A 17200-nucleotide genomic window follows, 5' to 3' on the forward strand; every position below is an offset into this window, starting at 1 on the left:
TGCAGCGGCCTTCGTGTTTTCTGAAATATCGCAGTGGAGAGCCTTATGGTTCCCGTAATCGCCCTGGTGGGCCGCCCGAACGTCGGCAAGTCCACCCTGTTCAATCGTCTGACCAAGAGCCGCGACGCCATCGTGGCCGAATACGCCGGTCTGACCCGAGATCGCCAGTACGGCGAGGCCAAATGGCAGGGCCGCACCTACATCGTCATCGATACCGGCGGTCTGACCGGCGATGAGGAGGGCATCGACGCCAAGATGGCCGAGCAGTCTCTGCAAGCCATGCAAGAGGCCGATGCGGTGATGTTCATGGTCGACGCGCGCGCCGGCATGACGCCCGGCGATCAGATGATCGCCGAGCACCTGCGCAAGATGAACAAGCGCCACTTCCTGGTGGCGAACAAGGTCGACAGCATCGATCCGGATATCGCCCGAGCGGAATTCAGCCCGCTGGGCCTGGGCGACGCCCTGCCGATCGCCGCCGCCCATGGCCGTGGTATCACCCATATGCTCGAGCAGGCGCTCGGCGTGTTTCCCAAGGACAACGCCGAAGTTGCCGAAGGCGAGGGTGAAGAAGGCGAGACGGTTGCCGAAGGCGAAGAGCTCAAGCGCATCCCCGGACCGAGCGAAAAAGATGGCATCAAGATCGCGATCATCGGCCGGCCCAATGTGGGTAAGTCGACGCTGGTCAATCGCATGCTTGGCGAGGAGCGGGTCATCGTTTATGACCAGGCTGGTACAACCCGTGACAGCATCTACATTCCCTTCGAACGTGACGACGAGAAGTACACGCTGATCGACACGGCCGGTGTGCGCCGCCGCGGCAAGATTTTCGAGGCCGTCGAAAAGTTTTCGGTGGTCAAGACGCTGCAGGCGATCCAGGACTCCAATGTCGTGATTTTCGTCATGGATGCCCGCGAAGGCGTGGTCGAGCATGATCTGAACCTGCTCGGCTTCGTGCTGGAAAGTGGTCGGGCGCTGGTCATCGCACTGAACAAGTGGGACGGCATGGAACCGAGTGAGCGCGACTACGTGAAGACCGAGCTGGAGCGCCGGTTGTTCTTCGTCGAGTTCGCCGACATCCACTTCATCTCTGCCAAGCATGGCACCGGCGTCGGCAATCTGTACAAGTCCGTGCAGGCTTCGTTCACTTCGGCCGTGACGCGATGGCCTACCAGCCGTCTGACACAGATCCTTGAAGATGCGGTTCGCGAGCATGCGCCGCCCATGGTTGCCAGTCGCCGGATCAAGCTTCGTTACGCACACCTGGGTGGCGCCAACCCGCCGCTGATCGTGATCCATGGCAACCAGGTCGACTCGATTCCCAAGTCCTACACCCGTTATCTGGAAAATACCTACCGGCGTGTGCTGAAGCTGGTCGGTACGCCCATCCGTATCGAGTACAAGGGCGGCGAGAACCCCTTCGAGGGCAAGAAGAACACCCTGACCGACCGCCAGGTCAACAAGAAGCGCCGTCTCATGTCGCACCACAAGAAGGCCGAGAAGAAGCGCCGCGACAAGCGCTGACGGCTCAGCGATCTCCGTCGAACGACTGGTCCATATCCAGGGCCGGTCGTGCGTGGCGCGGCGTACCGACCTGACGGGCCGGATTGCCGACCACCGTTGTGTGTGGTGCAACGGCGTGCAGCACGATGCTGCCAGCGCCCACCTTGGCACCCTCGCCGATTTCGATGTTCCCGAGAATCTTCGCGCCCGCGCCGATCATCACGCCGCTGCGCACCTTCGGATGACGATCGCCGCCTTCCTTGCCGGTACCACCCAGAGTCACGCCCTGCAGGATCGAGACGTCATCGCCCACTACCGCGGTTTCGCCGATGACGATGCCGGTACCGTGGTCGAGCATGATGCCGCTGCCAATTCGGCTCGCCGGGTTGATATCGATACCCAGACGTTCGTTGCAGCGCGCCTGGATGAACATCGCCAGCAGACGCTCGCCCCGGGCTTGCAGGTCGTGGCCGACGCGATAGGCCTGCAGCGCCAGAAAGCCTTTGGAGAAGAGGAAGACTTCCAGCGCCGTGTCGAACGCTGGGTCACGGCTGACGATCGCTTGAAGGTCGCGGCACGCTGAGTCGGCAAGCTGTGCGGCATGGTGGTGGACGCCGACGAAGCGATCGGCAAGCGAATGGCTCTGCTCGGCACTTTCCGCGAGCGCATGGCCAATGCGGTACGCCAGCGCACTGCCGAAGTCGGAATGCTCAAGGATGGCCTGGCGAAAAAACGTAGCCAGCGTCGGCTCCGTTTCCAGAGCGTGATTCGCCTGGGTGCGCAGGTCGCCCCACAAGGCGCTGACGGAATGGCTCGGCATGGGGGATTCCTTATGATCGATGCAAGTGATGCCTGATGATTGCAACTGTAGCAGCCCAGCGGGGGCCGCTGTGGCGGTCTCGTATCGCGCAGTCGTCATCGGCTATCCTGTTTGCCTTCCTGCCGAACCCTCCATGCGGCAGGCTTGTCGGAAGGCTGACATGCTCATCAGTAAACTGCCCAACGTTGGCACGACCATCTTCACCACCATGTCCCAGCTGGCGGCGGACACGGGTGCGCTGAATCTCTCCCAGGGCTTTCCCGATTTCGATGGCCCCGATGCGCTGCGCGAGGCACTGGCCCGCCATGTCATGGCGGGACACAACCAGTATGCACCGATGACCGGATTGCCGGCCCTGCGCGAGCAGGTCGCGGTGAAGGTCGCCGGGCTGTACGGACGAAAAGTGGATGCCGCCACCGAGGTCACGATAACCCCGGGTGCTACCCAGGCGATCTTCTGTGCGATTCAGGCGGTGATCTGCCCGGGCGACGAGGTCATCGTCTTCGATCCCTGTTACGACAGTTACGAGCCGTCGGTGCAGCTGGCTGGCGGCGTCTGCATTCATCAGCAACTGAGCCTGCCGGATTTCCATATCGACTGGCAGCGCCTGGCCGACGCCATTACGCCGCGCACACGGATGATCGTGCTGAATACACCGCACAACCCCAGCGGTGCATTGATCGATGCGGGTGATCTCGATCGCCTGGCAGCACTGATTCGCGAGCGTGACATCTATCTGCTCAGCGATGAGGTGTACGAGCATCTGGTATTCGACGGGCGCGAGCATGCCAGCGTGCTGCGTCACGATGAGCTGTATCAGCGTGCGTTCGTCATCAGCTCCTTCGGCAAGACCTACCACGTCACCGGCTGGAAAACCGGGTACGTCGTGGCGCCGCCGGCGCTCAGCAGTGAGCTGCGCAAGGTGCACCAATATGTCAGCTTCACAGGGGTTACGCCGCTGCAGTGGGCGCTGGCGGACTTCATGGCCGAGCATCCCGAGCACATCAGTGAGTTGCCGGCGTTCTACCAGGCCAAGCGCGATCTGTTCTGCGAGCTGCTTGCAGGCTCGCGTTTACGTTTCACCCGGGCTGCCGGGACCTATTTCCAGCTGGCCGATTATTCGGCGATCCGGCCTGATCTCGACGATGTAGCCATGGCTGAATGGCTGACCCGTGAACATGGCGTTGCGAGCATTCCAATATCGGTTTTCTACCAGAACCCGCCGGCCGATCTGCGGCTGGTGCGCTTCTGCTTTGCCAAACGAGAGGAGACGCTGCGTCAAGCGGCGGAACGACTATGCGCGATCTGAACAATCTGCCCGACCTCGAACTCGCGCTGGTGCAGACCAGCCTGATATGGCAGGACGCTGCCGCCAACCACGAACGCTTCGCCACCTTGCTGGATCAGGCCCGCGGCGCGGACCTGGTGGTGCTGCCGGAGATGTTCACCACCGGTTTTTCCATGGATTCGGCGGCGCTGGCTGAGCCGGAAGAGGGGCCGACCTATGCCTGGCTGCGCGCTCAGGCTGCGGGGCTGGACGCAGTAGTTACCGGCAGTGTGATCATCGAGGCGGCCGATGGCAGCCATCGCAACCGCCTGCTCTGGGCGCGCCCCGATGGTGAGGTGCTGCATTACGACAAGCGCCATTTGTTCCGCATGGCCGGCGAGCACAAGCACTACACTCCCGGGCAGCAGCAGGCGCTGTTCGAGGTGAACGGTTGGCGCGTGCGCCCCCTGATCTGTTACGACTTGCGCTTCCCGGTGTGGAGCCGCGATCCACACGGCACCGACCTGCTGCTTTACACCGCCAATTGGCCTGCTGCGCGCCGCGACGCCTGGAACCGCCTGCTGCCGGCGCGGGCTATCGAGAATCTTTGCTATGTCGCAGCGGTCAACCGGGTCGGCGAAGACGGCAAGGGCTATCCCTACAGCGGCGACAGCCAGATACTCGACTTCAAGGGCGATACGCTGCTGAACGGCGAAGATCGAGACACGGTACTGCGCTGCACGTTGCGCTCGCGCGACTTGGCGACCTTTCGCGAGCGCTTTCCGGCTTATCACGACTGCGATGAGTTCGAGCTGAAGCCGTAGTGGCTCAGGGTCGGGTTTGCGCGGCGGGTGTAGTGCCGCGCATCAGCAATAGCGGGAGCCCGGACGCCAGGACCAGGAGCCCGAGCAGCGCGCCTGCGCCAGCGTACAAGGTGCTTGAGATGAACAATGCCAGGCAGCTGGCGGCGAAGATCAGCGGCAGCGCGGGGTAGAACGGCACCTTGAATGGGCGTGGAGCATCTGGCTGCAGTTTGCGCAAGCGCGGCAGCGACAGCGCCGTTATGCACATGAAGAACCAGAAGACCGGGGCGGTATAGGCGACCATGGCCTGCACGCCGCTCTGGCTTAACGCGCCGAACAGGATCAGCAGCAGCGTAATGGCAGCCTGAACCAGAAGCGCGCGAACGGGTGTCGAGCCGCGCTCGTTCCAAGCGCCCAGCATCCCAAGCCGTGGGACATCGCGCCCCAGTGCGTAATACACCCGGGCACCGGTAAGAATGGTCGCGTTAATTGTGCTCAGCGCGGTGAGGCAGATCAGTAGGCTCAAACCCTGTGCGGCCCAGCTCCCGGTAACAACTTCCAGCAAATCGGCGCCGATCGCATCCGACTGGCGCAGCGCCTGCAGGCCGAAGATCTGAAGCAGCGCGATGTTGCTGAGCAGGTAGAGCAGGGTCACGACGACGGTGCCGAGAAGCAGAACCCTGCTCATGTTGCGTCCCGGATCGCGCAGCTCTCCGGACAAGTAGGCTGTTTCGTTCCACCCGCCGTAAGTAAGCAGCACGAAGACCATGCCCATTCCCAGCATACCGATCCCTCCATCGATGGGTTCGATCACCGGCTCTGGCTTGGTCTGTTCAGGTGCGAGCAGGCCGGCGAACATCAGCGTGGTGAGAGCGAGCAGCGTCAGGCCGCTAAGGACCACCTGGATGCGTTTGGATTGACGGGTGCCGAGCACGTTGAGTGTGGTCAGCAGGACCACGGAGAAGGCCGCATGCAACGCGCCTCCATGATCACCCAAGGGCAGGAGTCGCTGTGCGTAATCACCGTAGATGAATGCGACGACCGCAATGGCGCCGGTCTGGATAACGGTGCCGCGTGCCCAGGCGAACATCAGCCCTAGCCTGTTCCCCCAGGCCAGACATAAGTAGTGGTACTCGCCGCCTTCGCTCGGGCAACTTGCGCCAAGCTCCGCATAACAGAGCGCGCCAACCAGCATCAGCACGCCGCCGGCCAGCCACAAGACGATGTAAGTCGCTGAGCTGTCGGCATGCTGGGCAACCAGTGGTGGAAAGCCGAAGATTCCCACGCCGACCACGACGCCCACCAGCACGGCGACCCCGTCGAGAACGGAAAGCCCGGTTGCGTGCCGGGTATCTGCGCGAGCGTCCATGCTCAGCTGCGCCGCGCGCTCCAACCAGCCGCTGAGCCTTCGCCTTTCAGCGCGCTGATGCGATCACCTTCGACCTTTCCGGCGTATTGCTTGCCACCGACGTCGAAGTGGATCACGTCCCCTTCGATGCTGCCGCTCACGGCGTTCTGTAAACCACCGGAGCTGGCGACCCCGAGTACCTGCTGAAACTGCTGCTGCAGATCGAGGATGAAGCGCCCGTCAGGCGTCTCGACCTCCCAGCGACCCTCGACCTTTGCCGGAACGATCCACAGGTAGACATAGCTGCCGCCGATATAGTCCGTGCGGTCGGCTGTCCAGTCGTCCATGCCGAACGCGTGGGACACTACCCGCGTGCCGGGCTTCAGCGTGTCGAGGATGACCGGGCGCAGGCGCATGTTCAAACGGGGCAGCAAGTACATGGTCAGCACCGTCGCCTCGGAAATGTCCTTCTTGAACAAGTCGCCCTGTTCAAAGCTGACCTTGTCGGTTACGCCAGCCGATTTCGCATTGGCCTCGGCTTCCTCTACCCGTTCGGGGTCCAGGTCGATACCCACGGCCGAGTCGGCGCCGCGATCACGGACGGCGGCGATGGCGATGCGCCCGTCGCCGGAGCCGAGATCGATGACGGTATCGCCGGCCTTCACGTTGGCCATCTCAAGCATCCGGGCGACCACACGGTCCGGCGTTGGCACATAAGGCACGTCGAGCTCTGGCGCGTCCTGCGCATGGGCGACAGTCAGCGTGGCGATTAGAAAAGGCAGCGCGATGAGTAAAGCGGGACAGCGAGCGAACGCGAGTGACATGAATTATCCCCTAGGCGAGTTCCAGCCCCGTTCGGCTTGGCTGGGGCGTTAATGTCCCGACCCGGCCACCGCCACAAGGTTCTCGGCGCAGGGCTACGGACGATGCGCAAGATGTCGAAACGCACCCGCAAAGACCCGTCGATAGACGCTTTGGCCGAGTATTGGCAGCTTGTAACCCGATGTGAAAGTGCGACGCCGAAGGCGCCTCGGCTACTTTCTGACCGACTCGTGAGTGACGGCATTGCGCCGCCGGCGCCACAGCAGCCAGCCGTAGATGAGCAGGTTGACCAGCACTACGACGGCAGCCAGCACGTACTGAACCGGAGTGCTCAGCCAGGCCGGATAGATCAGTGGCAGCAGATAGTGCTCGATGAAACCGGCCCGGTAGCCCGCGTCGCCCGCCAGGTGTCGCAGCAGATTTTCCCAGTACGTCAACGGGCAGGGGCGTCCGGTCAGTTCGACGAACACGCCCCAGACGATCGCCGGAATGTGCAGCAGTACAAAGCCGCGTTTCCACGCGACCAGCAAGCCGCCAAACAGCACGAAGAGAATGAAACCGAGGTGCAGGAGCAACACGGCGTCCGCGCCAACACGATAGAACATCGCGCTACTCCGCCTTGTCCGGACGGCTCATGCGTGTGATCTGACCATCCTGTACCCTCGCCAGCAGGGCGACGGACCAGAGCGCTCCAAGCAGTGCCATGAACATGTCCGATTGGGTATCCCATGGATCGCCCTGGGTTCCGAGAAAGTCCTCTGCGCCTTGTCCGGCAATGAGTGCCACCCACCACTCGATCAGCTCATAGAACGCGCTGAACGCCAGCGCGACGCAGACTGCGAGAAAGCCCAGCATTCTCCCAGGTGCAATGAAACGCAGGCGTAGCAGGATCTCCCGAGCGAGCAGGGCAGGTGTCACGCCCTGAATGAAATGCCCCAGTTTGTCGTATGGATTGCGGCTGAGGTCGAACCACTCCTGCACCCAGAACCCCGGCGGGACTCGCGCGTAGGTGTAGGTGCCGCCGAGGATCAGGATCAGCGCATGAACGGCGATCACCACGTAGAGCAGTCGCGTCAGCGGCAGGCGCTGGTGGCTCCACAGTAGCAGGGGCGCAGCAATCAGTACCGGAGCGACTTCCAGCAGCCAGGTGGCACGGTCATACGGAGCAATCGCGGAGCAAGCCAGCGCCAGCAGCACAACCAATCCCAGCGTTGAATAGAGCGTTTTGTCCTGCATCGGGTTAGCCGTCGTGATCGATCCAGCCGGCAGCATGCCGGGGAGCCAGACGGCCTGCAACCGGACGCAGGCGAGTGGTGTTTCAGCCCTGGCGGCCGGCTGCCGTTGCCGAGCGGGAGATCGAGCGATTGCAGCGCCGCAGATCGACTTCACCGACATAGGTATTGGCGTTGCCCTGCACGCAGGCGATGCGCTGGTTGCGCGTGCGCTCCCATTCGCTGACCGGGTGCTGGCGGTTCCAGATGTCGTACAGGCGCTGGTCTTGCTTCGACAGGCGCAGCTTGTAGCGCTCGCTCATGTACAGATAGGTGCGGGCGATGGCGCCGCGGCTGTACTCGGGCGGCATAGCCGTGCGCTGTTTGAAGTTCACCACGAAGGGGCAGGCGCCGTACTGGCTGGGCTTTTCGCTAAGCATGCCGAAACCGAAGTTGCTGCGGTCACCGTTTACCTCGCCGACCACCGGGACCAGGTTGTGCAGATCGGCTTCGGCCAGGCTGAAAACGGGGTCCTTGGCGGTGCACTGCTTGCGCCCGCCCTGTTGCCAGCACTGACGCTGATGGCCGATGACCCAGGCCGGAACGATGTGTTCCCACTCGACCCGTTCTGCGCGCTTGGGCTGCTTGCGCGGGACGTAGCCGCAGCTGCGCAGGTCGATGCGATTGCCCTTGAAGCTGCAGCCGCAGTAGAAGTCCACCGGTCGGTCGGCATAAAGCGTCCAGGCGACCTTCTTCGCTTCACGGAAGGTGCGAGGAGCATCGGCATAAGTAATGGTGCAGCAGAACAGGGCAAGCAGGAAGAGACTGAGGCGACGCATGGAATTCTCGACAACTGAACGAGTGTCGCATCCATGCGCGGGCCGGCATCTTACCTGTCAGTTAATTAAAAGTCATAAAAAACAATGGTTTGCCTGATGTCATCAGGCCTTCATCTGACCCAGTTGATTGATCTGCAGGGAGGCGAGAATGATTGCGCCGCCGACCGCTAGCAGTATCAGGTTGGTCGTAGTGCCCCAGAACAGTAGATTGAGCACCAGACCCACCGGCACCGCCATGTTGTTCATCACCGCCAGGGTGCCGGCATCGACCAGCGTCGCGCCCTTGTTCCAACAGAACTGGCCGATAGCCGTGGCCAGTACACCCATCCAGATCAGCACCGCCCATTGCGTCGTCGTGGTCGGCAGTTTCTCGGCGTTACCGAACAGCAGCCAGGCCGGCAGCACGATCAGCAGTGCGCCGAGGAAGAAGTAGCCGAAGCGACGGTGCAATGGCACATCGGAGGGGTAACGCTGCGTCAGATGCTTGTAGAACACCTGGCCGGCGGCGAAGGTGAAGTTGGCCAGCTGCATGAGCAGGAAGCCGCCGAGAAAGTCGCCGGAGACGCCGTCGTAACGGATGAGCCCGGCGCCGAACACCGCGACGGCTGCCGCGACCAGCGCCCAGGGGTTGAAGCGACGGTTGAGCGCGTCGTCGATCAGCGTCACGTGCAGCGGAGTGAGCACGGTGAACAGCAGCACCTCGGCGACCGTCAGCACGTTGAAGCTCATGTACAGGCACAGGTAGGTGACGCCGAATTGCAGCGCGCCGACCAGGGTCACGCCGGCGATGAAGCCGGGCGCCACACCGCGCCAGCGGGTCAGCGGCAGGAACACCAGACCGGCGAGAATCACCCGCGTCAGCACGGCGAAATAGCTGTCCACCTGGCCGGCCAGGTAGACGCCGATCAGGTTGAAGGAAAAGGCCCAGAGCAGGGTGACGAAGATCAGATAGCGCATGCCGCCTCCATGACGAAGGCGGGCGACCTTAGCGGCTGCGCAACAAAGAGGGAAGGGCTGGCGCGCCCGCAGGCTTGCCAGCCGAACGATCAGGCCGCCTTCAGGGTGGCCATGTCGATGACGAAGCGGTACTTCACGTCGCTCTTGAGCATGCGCTCGTAGGCTTCGTTGATGTCCTGCATGCGGATCATCTCGATGTCCGAGACGATGCCGTGCTCGGCGCAGAAGTCGAGCATCTCCTGGGTTTCGGCGATGCCGCCGATCAGCGAGCCGGCGATGCGGCGGCGCTTGAAGATCAGACCGAACACGCTGGGAGACGGATGCGGCGAAGCCGGTGCGCCGACCAGCGTCATGGTGGCGTCGCGCTTGAGGAGATTCACGAACGCATCGAGGTTGTGCGGCGCGGCAACGGTGTTGAGGATGAAGTCGAAGCTGTTGGCGTGAGCCGCCATCTCGTCCTTGTTCTTCGATACCACCACTTCGGACGCGCCAAGACGCAAGGCATCTTCCCGCTTGTCTGGCGAGGTGGTGAACAGCACGACCTTCGCCCCCATGGCGTTGGCGATCTTCACCGCCATATGGCCGAGCCCGCCGAGGCCGACTACACCGACCTTCTGCCCCGGGCCGACCTTCCACTGGCGCAGCGGCGAGTAGGTGGTGATACCCGCGCAAAGCAGCGGCGCGACTGCGGCGAGGTTGTCAGTGTGGTTGATGCGCAGCACGTACTTTTCATCCACCACGATGTTGTCCGAATAGCCGCCGAGGGTGTTCTCGCCACCGCCGAAGGCTGGACCGTTGTAAGTGCCGACGAAGCCGTTCTCGCAATATTGCTCCAGCCCCTCGCCACAAGACGAGCAAGTGCGGCAGCTGTCGACCAGGCAGCCAACGCCGGCAATATCGCCCGCCTTGAACTTGCTGACGTTCGCGCCGACGGCGCTTATGCGGCCGACGATCTCGTGGCCGGGCACCGAGGGATACAGGGTGTTGTTCCACTCGTTGCGTGCGGTATGCAGGTCCGAATGGCAGACGCCGCAGAAGAGAATCTCGATCTGTACGTCGTTAGGCCCAACTTCGCGGCGCGAAAATGAGTAGGGGGCAAGTGGGGCGCTCGGGTCGAGGGCGGCGTAACCGATGCTGTTGCTCATGACGGCTCCTTTGTTCGTTCGGGATTTGCAGAGGCCAAGCCTAACGGCAGCGGAAACAGGAGCGTTTGCACAATCCTGCCGATGGCTGACGTGTTTCTGCCGAATTGCCGGGGCTTGGCTGGCTGAGTTGGGAGGGTATTGGGAGGCGAACAGTTCAGTCGTTCACCGCTGCTGGTCGCGACCGGCGACGCGTGGCGGTGCTGTAGCAAGGTGCCGGCGCCATCAGTGATGGCGCCGGCGGGACGAGCTTGCCGGCGTGGCGCTCAGGAATGGCGAGCCCGATGGGCTTCGCCGCAGGGGGTCAGGCGGCCTGCTCCTGCGCCTCACGCAAGGCCCGGTTCATGGCGCTGAACAGCGCGCGGATGCTGGCAGTGGTGATGTTCTCGTCAATGCCGATGCCGTGCAGAGGGCGCTCGCCGTCCAGGCGTACCTCGATGTACGCGGCGGCCTTGGCGTTGCTGCCGGCGCCGATGGAGTGCTCGTGGTAGTCCATGATCTCCAGTTTGACCGGCAACGCGGCTACCAGCGCTTCCAGCGGCCCCTTGCCGATGCCGCGCCAGTGGGCAACCTCACCATTGGTCGCGACTTCCACATCCACCGCGCTGGTGCCGTTCTCTTCCTGCAGGCGATGGCCCTTGAGCGTGTAGGGCGCGGTGGCTTGCAGGTACTCGGCTTCCAGCAGCGCATAGATCTGCTTTGCGCTCATTTCCAGGCCGAGGCGGTCGGTTTCCTTCTGCACCACTTGGCTGAACTCGATCTGCATGCGCCGCGGCAGGCTGATGCCGTACTCCTGCTCGAGCAGGAAGGTGATGCCGCCCTTGCCGGACTGGCTGTTGACGCGAATCACCGCCTCGTAGCTGCGGCCGATGTCGGCCGGGTCGATCGGCAGATACGGCACCTCCCAGACGCCCTCCTGATCCTGCTGGGAAAAGCCCTTGCGGATCGCATCCTGGTGCGAGCCGGAGAACGCGGTATGCACCAGATCACCGACATAGGGATGACGTGGGTGCACCGGCAACTGGTTGCATTCCTCGACCACCTTGCGCACGGCGTCGATGTCGGAGAAGTCCAGTTGCGGGTCGACGCCCTGGGTGTACATGTTCAGCGCCACGGTGACCAGGTCGACGTTGCCGGTACGCTCGCCGTTGCCGAACAGGCAGCCTTCGACGCGATCGGCGCCGGCCATCAGGCCCAGCTCGGTGGCGGCCACGCCGGTGCCCCGGTCGTTATGGGTGTGCAGGCTCACCAGCACGCTGTCGCGGCGGTCGACATGACGGCAGAACCACTCGATCTGGTCGGCGTAGATATTGGGTGTGGCGGCTTCGACCGTGGCCGGCAGGTTAAGGATCAGCTTCTGCTCGGGTGTCGGCTGGAACACCTCGATCACGGCGTTGCATACCTCGACCGCGAATTCCGGCTCGGTGGAGCTGAAGATCTCCGGCGAGTACTCGAAACGCCAGGCGGTTTCCGGATTCTGTGCGGCCAGGCGCTTGATGATCTTTGCTGCGTTGACCGCGATGTTCACCACGCCGGCCTTGTCCTGATTGAAGACGATGCGGCGGAAGCTCGGAGCGGTGGCGTTGTAGTAGTGGACGATGGCCTGCCTGGCGCCTTTCAGCGACTCGAAGGTGCGGGTGATCAAGTCTTCGCGCGCCTGGGTCAGCACCTGGATAGTTACGTCGTCGGGGATGTGGCCGCCTTCGATCAGCTCGCGGACGAAGTCGAAGTCGGTCTGCGAAGCAGAGGGGAAGCCGACCTCGATTTCCTTGATGCCGACCTGAACCAAGGTCTTGAAGAAACGCATCTTCTTCGCGGCATCCATCGGCTCGATCAGCGACTGGTTGCCATCGCGCAGATCCGAGCTCAGCCAGATCGGTGCCTGGGTGATCGACTTGGACGGCCAGGTGCGATCCGGAATATCGATGGCCCGAAAGGCGCGGTATTTTTTCGAAGGGTTCTTGAGCATGGTCATGGTTTTTCCCCAGGCAATCCTTGAGCTAGCAACATGTCTGCCCACTACGAGCATTGGTTTATGGTGCAAAGCTAGTGCTTCGTGGTTATGCATTGCAAGGGATGATAAAAAATTGATGTTTTATTGCTGTAAGTGGTGCTTATTGGTGATTGGTGCTGGCTTGGTTATGAAAATCAAAGCTTGATTGCGCGGCTCTGTTGCGGCCTCATGTCGCAGCGGCCGGGGCGAAAAGGCTGTGCGATCATCCAGCCACTCCATAGGGTCATGTCACGAAGGACACGCCAGTGACACGCAAACGGCTTTCGACAATGAGCATCTGGCTTGGCCTGTTCGCCATGCTGATGATTCATGTCGGCCCGTTGTACTCCGCCGTCCAGGCCGCCCAGGCCAATGCGCAGCACCATCACCATGCCGAGCATGAGCCCGCTGCCCACGGTCATCACGGCCAGGCGCGTGCAGGCGAGCCTGCGTGGCTAGCAGCGCTCGAGCTTTGCGGCTATTGCGAGTTGTTGACGGTCAACCCGCCGCTCAACCTGTCCGTCGATCTGGTGCTGCCGCGCCACGCGCCGGCCTACTTCCACCCACTTCCCGAACAGCCGCAGGCTCCTGCGTCTCGCCGCAGCAGCGGCCACCCCCGCGCTCCACCGCATCTCCACTGCTGACCGTAATCGGCCGCCTCGTTGCGGCCTAATCACATGCAGAAGTGGAAGTTCTTATGTCCAGCATTACTCATGGCTGTACGGCGCCTGCGCGCCTGTCTGAGCGTTTTTCGATTCAACCGTCCCGTCTGCGTTGGCAGTTCGCCCATGCCGCGCTGCTGGGGATGCTCGCCGGCAGTGCACTGGCGGCCGAAACCGACCACTCCGTTCATGCGGCGCACGCCGATGCCGTCGAACTGGCGCCGATGGTCATTACCGGCGTCGGCCAGCAATCCCCGCTGACGGTCGTTACCGACCCCAAGATCCCACGCCAGCCGATGCCGGCCAGCGATGGTGCCGACTACCTGAAGACCATTCCCGGCTTCTCTGCCGTGCGTAACGGCGGCGTCAATGGCGATCCGGTGTTCCGCGGCATGTTCGGTTCGCGCCTGAAACTGCTCTCCAACGGCGGCGAAATGCTCGGTGCCTGCCCGAATCGCATGGATTCGCCGAGCTCGTACATCAGCCCGGATACCTTCGACAAGCTGACGGTCATCAAAGGGCCGCAGAGCGTGCTCTGGGGGCCAGGCGCTTCGGCTGCCACCGTGCTCTTCGAGCGCGAGCCGGAGCAGTTCACCGAGCCGGATTACCGCATCAACGGCAGCCTGTTGACTGCCTCCAACGGCCGCTTCGATCGCAACCTGGATGCGGCCGCCGGCAACAGCCAGGGCTACGCACGGCTGATGGCCAACAGCTCCCAGGCCGACGATTACGCCGATGGCAATGGCAACACCGTGCCGTCGCGTTACGACAAGTGGAACACCGACGTGGCGCTGGGCTGGACGCCGGATGCGGACACCCTGGTCGAGCTGACCGCCGGCCGTGGTGACGGTTACGCGCGTTATGCCGGGCGCGGCATGGACGGTAGCCAGTTCCAGCGCGAAAGCCTGGGGCTGCGCTTCGAAAAGACCAATCTGGGCGAGACCTTCTACGGCCTGGAGGCGCAGGTCTACTACAACTACGCCGACCACATCATGGACAACTACAGCCTGCGCGACTTCGTGCCGACTTCGATGATGACCCAGCGGACCTTGTCGCGCGTTGATCGCCGCACGCTGGGCGGCCGCCTGGTGGGCACCTGGCAGTGGGCTGATGCCGAACTGAAGGCTGGTGTCGATGCGCAGCGCAGCGAGCATCGCAAGGTCATGGACCCGAACCTGCACGTCAACCAGATGGTTGCGGCCGCGGGAAGCGACGCGCTGCCCTGGGTGCCGGACGCAATGCTGCATAGCTATGGCATCTTCGGCGAACTGACGTGGCAGCTCAGTGAGCGTGAGAAGCTCATCACTGGCCTGCGTCTGGACCTGCATGAGGCGACAGACGAGCGCGATTTCTTCCGCAGCCATCACCCGACCCTGAAAAACATGATGGGTATGCCGGTCAGTCAGGATTGGGACAACCCGACCCAGGGCGAAACCCGTCGCGACACGCTCTACAGCGGCTTCGTGCGCTTTGAGGAGGAGCTCGTCAGCCTGCCGGCGACCTGGTACGCAGGTCTCGGCCACGCGCAGCGCTTTCCCGACTACTGGGAGCTGTTCGTCTCCAATCCCGGCCCGGTGGGCACGGTGCAACCCTTCGATTCGGTGCGGCCGGAAAAGACCACCCAGCTGGATGTCGGCCTGCAATACGCAAAAGGACCACTGGAGGCCTGGGTTTCCGCCTATGCCGGCCTGGTCGAGGACTACATCCTGTTCAGCTATGTGCCTGGCGTGATGCCCGGCATGCTCCGTGCCGAGGTCAGCAATATCGACGCCACCATCGCCGGTGCCGAGATGGGCGCAAGCTACCGTTTCACCAGCAACTGGAAGGGTGATGCGAGCCTGGCCTACGCCTGGGGCAAGAACCGCAGCGATGATCGCGCCATGCCACAGATTCCGCCACTGGAAGCGCGCCTGGGGCTGACCTACGAGCGCGACAACTGGAGCACCAGTGGCCTCTGGCGCGTGGTTGCCTCGCAGGGAAGGGTCGCAGAGAACCAGGGCACGGTGGTCGGCAAGGACTTCGACGAGAGCGCTGGTTTCGGCGTGCTGGCGGTCAACGGCGCCTACCGGCTGAACAAGAACTTAAAGCTCAGTGCGGGCGTCGACAACCTGCTGGACAAGGCCTACAGCGAGCATCTCAATCTAGCCGGCAGTGCGGGCTTCGCCGATTACGGCCTTGAGCCCACCAGCCGAGTCAACGAACCGGGCCGCACCTACTGGGCGCGGGTCGACATGAGCTTCTAACGAGACAACGGCGATAAAGGAGCGAGGGTTCGCCTCGCTCCGGACGTAGGTTGGCGCTGAGGCGCGGGGCGTGCTGGAGCGGCTCGCGGCGCTGGCGTCAGGGACGACGCATGGGCAGTGCTCAAAGCTTCACCAGCTGCTTCGTGCCTCAGCGCCAACCTACGATTAGGGCTCTGTGAAGCCCCCGGGTTGGCGACGCTGCGTTATGACTCGGTTCGAGTCGTCGGCTCGCAAAACGCTGCTTGCGCGCCGATCATTGCCTACCTCTGCTCAGCTATCGTTGACGTACTTTCTTCACGATCGCGCACGACTGGCTGTTCTTCCGCAGGCGGAAGTGCCGGTGCGCCACGCTGCCCTAGCGACTCGCCCCAGTTGCGCATGTCGGCCCCGCTTGGGTGCTGGAACACGCGCAGACCGAATTCCGGCAGGATCGCCAGCAGATGGTCGAAAATGTCCGACTGGATCGCCTCGTATTGCGTCCACGCCACTGTGTTGGTGAAGCAGTAGATCTCCAGTGGCAGGCCGTCCGCGGTCGGGCTCAGCTGCCGTACGATCAGCGTCATGTTCTGATGGATGCCGCCGTGGCTGCGCAGGTAGCGTTCGACGTAAGCACGGAAGCTGCCGATATTGGTGATACGCCGGGTGTTCACCGGCTCTTTGCCACGCTCTTCGAGCTTGGCATTCCATTCGTCGATCTCATGGCGCTTGTTGGTGAGGTATTCGTCCAGCAGGTTGAAGCGGTGCAGATGCTTGCACTCGTCCTCGCTCAGAAAATGCACGCTCTGCTGATCCAGATACAGACTGCGCTTGATGCGTCGGCCGCCGCTTTCCTGCATTCCGCGCCAGTTCTTGAACGAGTCGGAAATGAAGCGTTTGGTGGGAATGCTGGTGATGGTCTTGTCCCAGTTCTGGATCTTGACCGTGTGCAGGGCTATATCGATCACGTCGCCATCGGCGTTTAGCTGCGGCATCTCTACCCAGTCACCGACGCGGATCAGGTCGTTGGAGGTGATCTGCACGCTGGCCACCAGTGAGAGCAGGGTGTCCTGGAAGATCAGCATCAGCACCGCCGCCATGGCGCCAAGGCCGGATAGCAGGATCAGCGGCGAGCGGTCGATCAGCGTGGCGATGATCAGGATCGTCGCGATGGCATAGACGACGATCTTCACCACCTGCAGATAGCCCTTGATCGGGTGCAGGCGCGCATCCGGCCGGCGCTGGTAGATCAGGTTGATGATGTCCAGCACCGCGCCCAGGGCCAGTGCGATGGTCAGCACGATGAAGCCGCCGCAGACATTCTGCACCACGGTTACCGCGGCTTTCGGCAGACCCGGCACGGTCGTCACGCCGATCGACAGCACCAGTGCCGGGACGATGTTCGACAGGCGCTTGATGACGCCGAAATCCTGCAGCTTGTTCTCGCGGGTGTGTTGCAGCAGGCGGTAAAGGCCACGCACCAGGATGCGTTTGACAACCCAGTTGGACAGCCAGGCGGCGAATATCAGCGTGGCGCTGGCGAGCAGCGTCTGCAGTTCAGGGTGGGCTCTGAGCCAGTCCAGCCAGCCGGCCAGATCGTCAGACATGATCTAC

The 17200-nt window shown here is 62.7% G+C and carries 15 protein-coding genes; 5 read left to right on the forward strand and 10 right to left on the reverse strand.

Annotated elements, in window-relative coordinates; translation table 11 throughout:
* Nucleotides 1-45 precede the first annotated feature (45 nt).
* Entirely contained in the window at nucleotides 46-1524 is a 1479-nt protein-coding gene (gene der / locus AAEZ08_RS14070; protein WP_003284642.1) for a ribosome biogenesis GTPase Der, read from the forward strand.
* 4 nt (nucleotides 1525-1528) lie between these two features.
* Here the strand turns inward: der and cysE are convergent, their stop codons facing one another.
* On the reverse strand, nucleotides 1529-2323 hold the full coding sequence (gene cysE, locus AAEZ08_RS14075; protein ID WP_003284641.1) for a serine O-acetyltransferase: 795 nt from the start codon (nucleotides 2321-2323) through the stop codon (nucleotides 1529-1531).
* Nucleotides 2324-2483: 160 nt separating this feature from the next.
* Here cysE and AAEZ08_RS14080 point away from each other — a divergent pair, with 160 nt between their 5' ends.
* Both AAEZ08_RS14080 and AAEZ08_RS14085 read left to right on the forward strand, forming a co-directional pair.
* A complete protein-coding gene (locus AAEZ08_RS14080) occupies nucleotides 2484-3632 on the forward strand; it encodes a pyridoxal phosphate-dependent aminotransferase (RefSeq protein WP_003284640.1) in 1149 nt (382 codons plus the stop codon).
* On the forward strand, nucleotides 3620-4414 hold the full coding sequence (locus AAEZ08_RS14085) for an amidohydrolase (protein WP_003284639.1): 795 nt from the start codon (nucleotides 3620-3622) through the stop codon (nucleotides 4412-4414). The genes AAEZ08_RS14080 and AAEZ08_RS14085 overlap by 13 nt, the downstream gene beginning before the upstream one ends.
* A 4-nt stretch (nucleotides 4415-4418) precedes the next feature.
* On the opposite strand, the gene AAEZ08_RS14090 is transcribed toward AAEZ08_RS14085, so the two are convergent.
* The 8 genes from AAEZ08_RS14090 to leuA all read right to left on the reverse strand — a co-directional run bounded on the left by AAEZ08_RS14090 (nucleotide 4419) and on the right by leuA (nucleotide 12687).
* Entirely contained in the window at nucleotides 4419-5762 is a 1344-nt protein-coding gene (locus AAEZ08_RS14090) for an APC family permease (RefSeq protein ID WP_036991961.1), read from the reverse strand.
* Between the two features lie 2 nt (nucleotides 5763-5764).
* A complete protein-coding gene (locus tag AAEZ08_RS14095; RefSeq protein ID WP_003284637.1) occupies nucleotides 5765-6565 on the reverse strand; it encodes a methyltransferase domain-containing protein in 801 nt (266 codons plus the stop codon).
* A 210-nt stretch (nucleotides 6566-6775) separates the two neighbouring features.
* On the reverse strand, nucleotides 6776-7168 hold the full coding sequence (locus tag AAEZ08_RS14100; protein WP_003284636.1) for a DUF2784 domain-containing protein: 393 nt from the start codon (nucleotides 7166-7168) through the stop codon (nucleotides 6776-6778).
* A 4-nt stretch (nucleotides 7169-7172) separates the two neighbouring features.
* The gene (locus AAEZ08_RS14105; protein WP_500124569.1) at nucleotides 7173-7835 is read right to left on the reverse strand and encodes a DUF2238 domain-containing protein; all 663 of its coding nucleotides are present in this window, start codon (nucleotides 7833-7835) and stop codon (nucleotides 7173-7175) included.
* 46 nt (nucleotides 7836-7881) lie between these two features.
* Nucleotides 7882-8613: an endonuclease gene (locus tag AAEZ08_RS14110; RefSeq protein ID WP_003284632.1), complete on the reverse strand. Its 732-nt coding sequence runs from the start codon at nucleotides 8611-8613 to the stop codon at nucleotides 7882-7884.
* Nucleotides 8614-8715: 102 nt separating this feature from the next.
* A complete protein-coding gene (locus tag AAEZ08_RS14115; protein WP_058065273.1) occupies nucleotides 8716-9570 on the reverse strand; it encodes a carboxylate/amino acid/amine transporter in 855 nt (284 codons plus the stop codon).
* 89 nt (nucleotides 9571-9659) lie between these two features.
* Nucleotides 9660-10715, reverse strand: coding sequence for an NAD(P)-dependent alcohol dehydrogenase (locus AAEZ08_RS14120; RefSeq protein ID WP_427703215.1), 1056 nt, complete (start codon nucleotides 10713-10715; stop codon nucleotides 9660-9662).
* Between the two features lie 301 nt (nucleotides 10716-11016).
* Nucleotides 11017-12687, reverse strand: coding sequence for a 2-isopropylmalate synthase (leuA, locus tag AAEZ08_RS14125; protein ID WP_500124570.1), 1671 nt, complete (start codon nucleotides 12685-12687; stop codon nucleotides 11017-11019).
* Between the two features lie 308 nt (nucleotides 12688-12995).
* On the opposite strand from leuA, the gene AAEZ08_RS14130 reads away from it, so the two are divergent.
* Complete coding sequence (locus AAEZ08_RS14130) at nucleotides 12996-13349, forward strand: DUF2946 domain-containing protein (protein WP_058065275.1); 354 nt, start codon at nucleotides 12996-12998, stop codon at nucleotides 13347-13349.
* Nucleotides 13350-13402: 53 nt separating this feature from the next.
* Complete coding sequence (locus AAEZ08_RS14135; RefSeq protein WP_500124571.1) at nucleotides 13403-15610, forward strand: TonB-dependent copper receptor; 2208 nt, start codon at nucleotides 13403-13405, stop codon at nucleotides 15608-15610.
* A 260-nt stretch (nucleotides 15611-15870) separates the two neighbouring features.
* Here AAEZ08_RS14135 and AAEZ08_RS14140 read toward each other — a convergent pair whose 3' ends face one another.
* Nucleotides 15871-17193: a mechanosensitive ion channel family protein gene (locus tag AAEZ08_RS14140; protein WP_500124572.1), complete on the reverse strand. Its 1323-nt coding sequence runs from the start codon at nucleotides 17191-17193 to the stop codon at nucleotides 15871-15873.
* Between the last annotated feature and the right edge of the window lie 7 nt (nucleotides 17194-17200).

Source organism: Pseudomonas sp. E45-MNA-CIBAN-0222 (assembly GCF_040310405.1).
Taxonomy (GTDB): Bacteria; Pseudomonadota; Gammaproteobacteria; order Pseudomonadales; family Pseudomonadaceae; genus Stutzerimonas; species Stutzerimonas stutzeri_AC.

Excerpts from the sequence above, each read along its gene's own strand:
- der (WP_003284642.1), top strand. The coding sequence starts at position 46 with ATGGTTCCCGTAATCGCCCTGGTGGGCCGCCCGAACGTCGGCAAGTCC.
- cysE (WP_003284641.1), bottom strand. The coding sequence starts at position 2,323 with ATGCCGAGCCATTCCGTCAGCGCCTTGTGGGGCGACCTGCGCACCCAG.
- AAEZ08_RS14080 (WP_003284640.1), top strand. The coding sequence starts at position 2,484 with ATGCTCATCAGTAAACTGCCCAACGTTGGCACGACCATCTTCACCACC.
- AAEZ08_RS14085 (WP_003284639.1), top strand. The coding sequence starts at position 3,620 with ATGCGCGATCTGAACAATCTGCCCGACCTCGAACTCGCGCTGGTGCAG.
- AAEZ08_RS14090 (WP_036991961.1), bottom strand. The coding sequence starts at position 5,762 with ATGGACGCTCGCGCAGATACCCGGCACGCAACCGGGCTTTCCGTTCTC.
- AAEZ08_RS14095 (WP_003284637.1), bottom strand. The coding sequence starts at position 6,565 with ATGTCACTCGCGTTCGCTCGCTGTCCCGCTTTACTCATCGCGCTGCCT.
- AAEZ08_RS14100 (WP_003284636.1), bottom strand. The coding sequence starts at position 7,168 with ATGTTCTATCGTGTTGGCGCGGACGCCGTGTTGCTCCTGCACCTCGGT.
- AAEZ08_RS14105 (WP_500124569.1), bottom strand. The coding sequence starts at position 7,835 with ATGCTGCCGGCTGGATCGATCACGACGGCTAACCCGATGCAGGACAAA.
- AAEZ08_RS14110 (WP_003284632.1), bottom strand. The coding sequence starts at position 8,613 with ATGCGTCGCCTCAGTCTCTTCCTGCTTGCCCTGTTCTGCTGCACCATT.
- AAEZ08_RS14115 (WP_058065273.1), bottom strand. The coding sequence starts at position 9,570 with ATGCGCTATCTGATCTTCGTCACCCTGCTCTGGGCCTTTTCCTTCAAC.
- AAEZ08_RS14120 (WP_427703215.1), bottom strand. The coding sequence starts at position 10,715 with ATGAGCAACAGCATCGGTTACGCCGCCCTCGACCCGAGCGCCCCACTT.
- leuA (WP_500124570.1), bottom strand. The coding sequence starts at position 12,687 with ATGACCATGCTCAAGAACCCTTCGAAAAAATACCGCGCCTTTCGGGCC.
- AAEZ08_RS14130 (WP_058065275.1), top strand. The coding sequence starts at position 12,996 with ATGAGCATCTGGCTTGGCCTGTTCGCCATGCTGATGATTCATGTCGGC.
- AAEZ08_RS14135 (WP_500124571.1), top strand. The coding sequence starts at position 13,403 with ATGTCCAGCATTACTCATGGCTGTACGGCGCCTGCGCGCCTGTCTGAG.
- AAEZ08_RS14140 (WP_500124572.1), bottom strand. The coding sequence starts at position 17,193 with ATGTCTGACGATCTGGCCGGCTGGCTGGACTGGCTCAGAGCCCACCCT.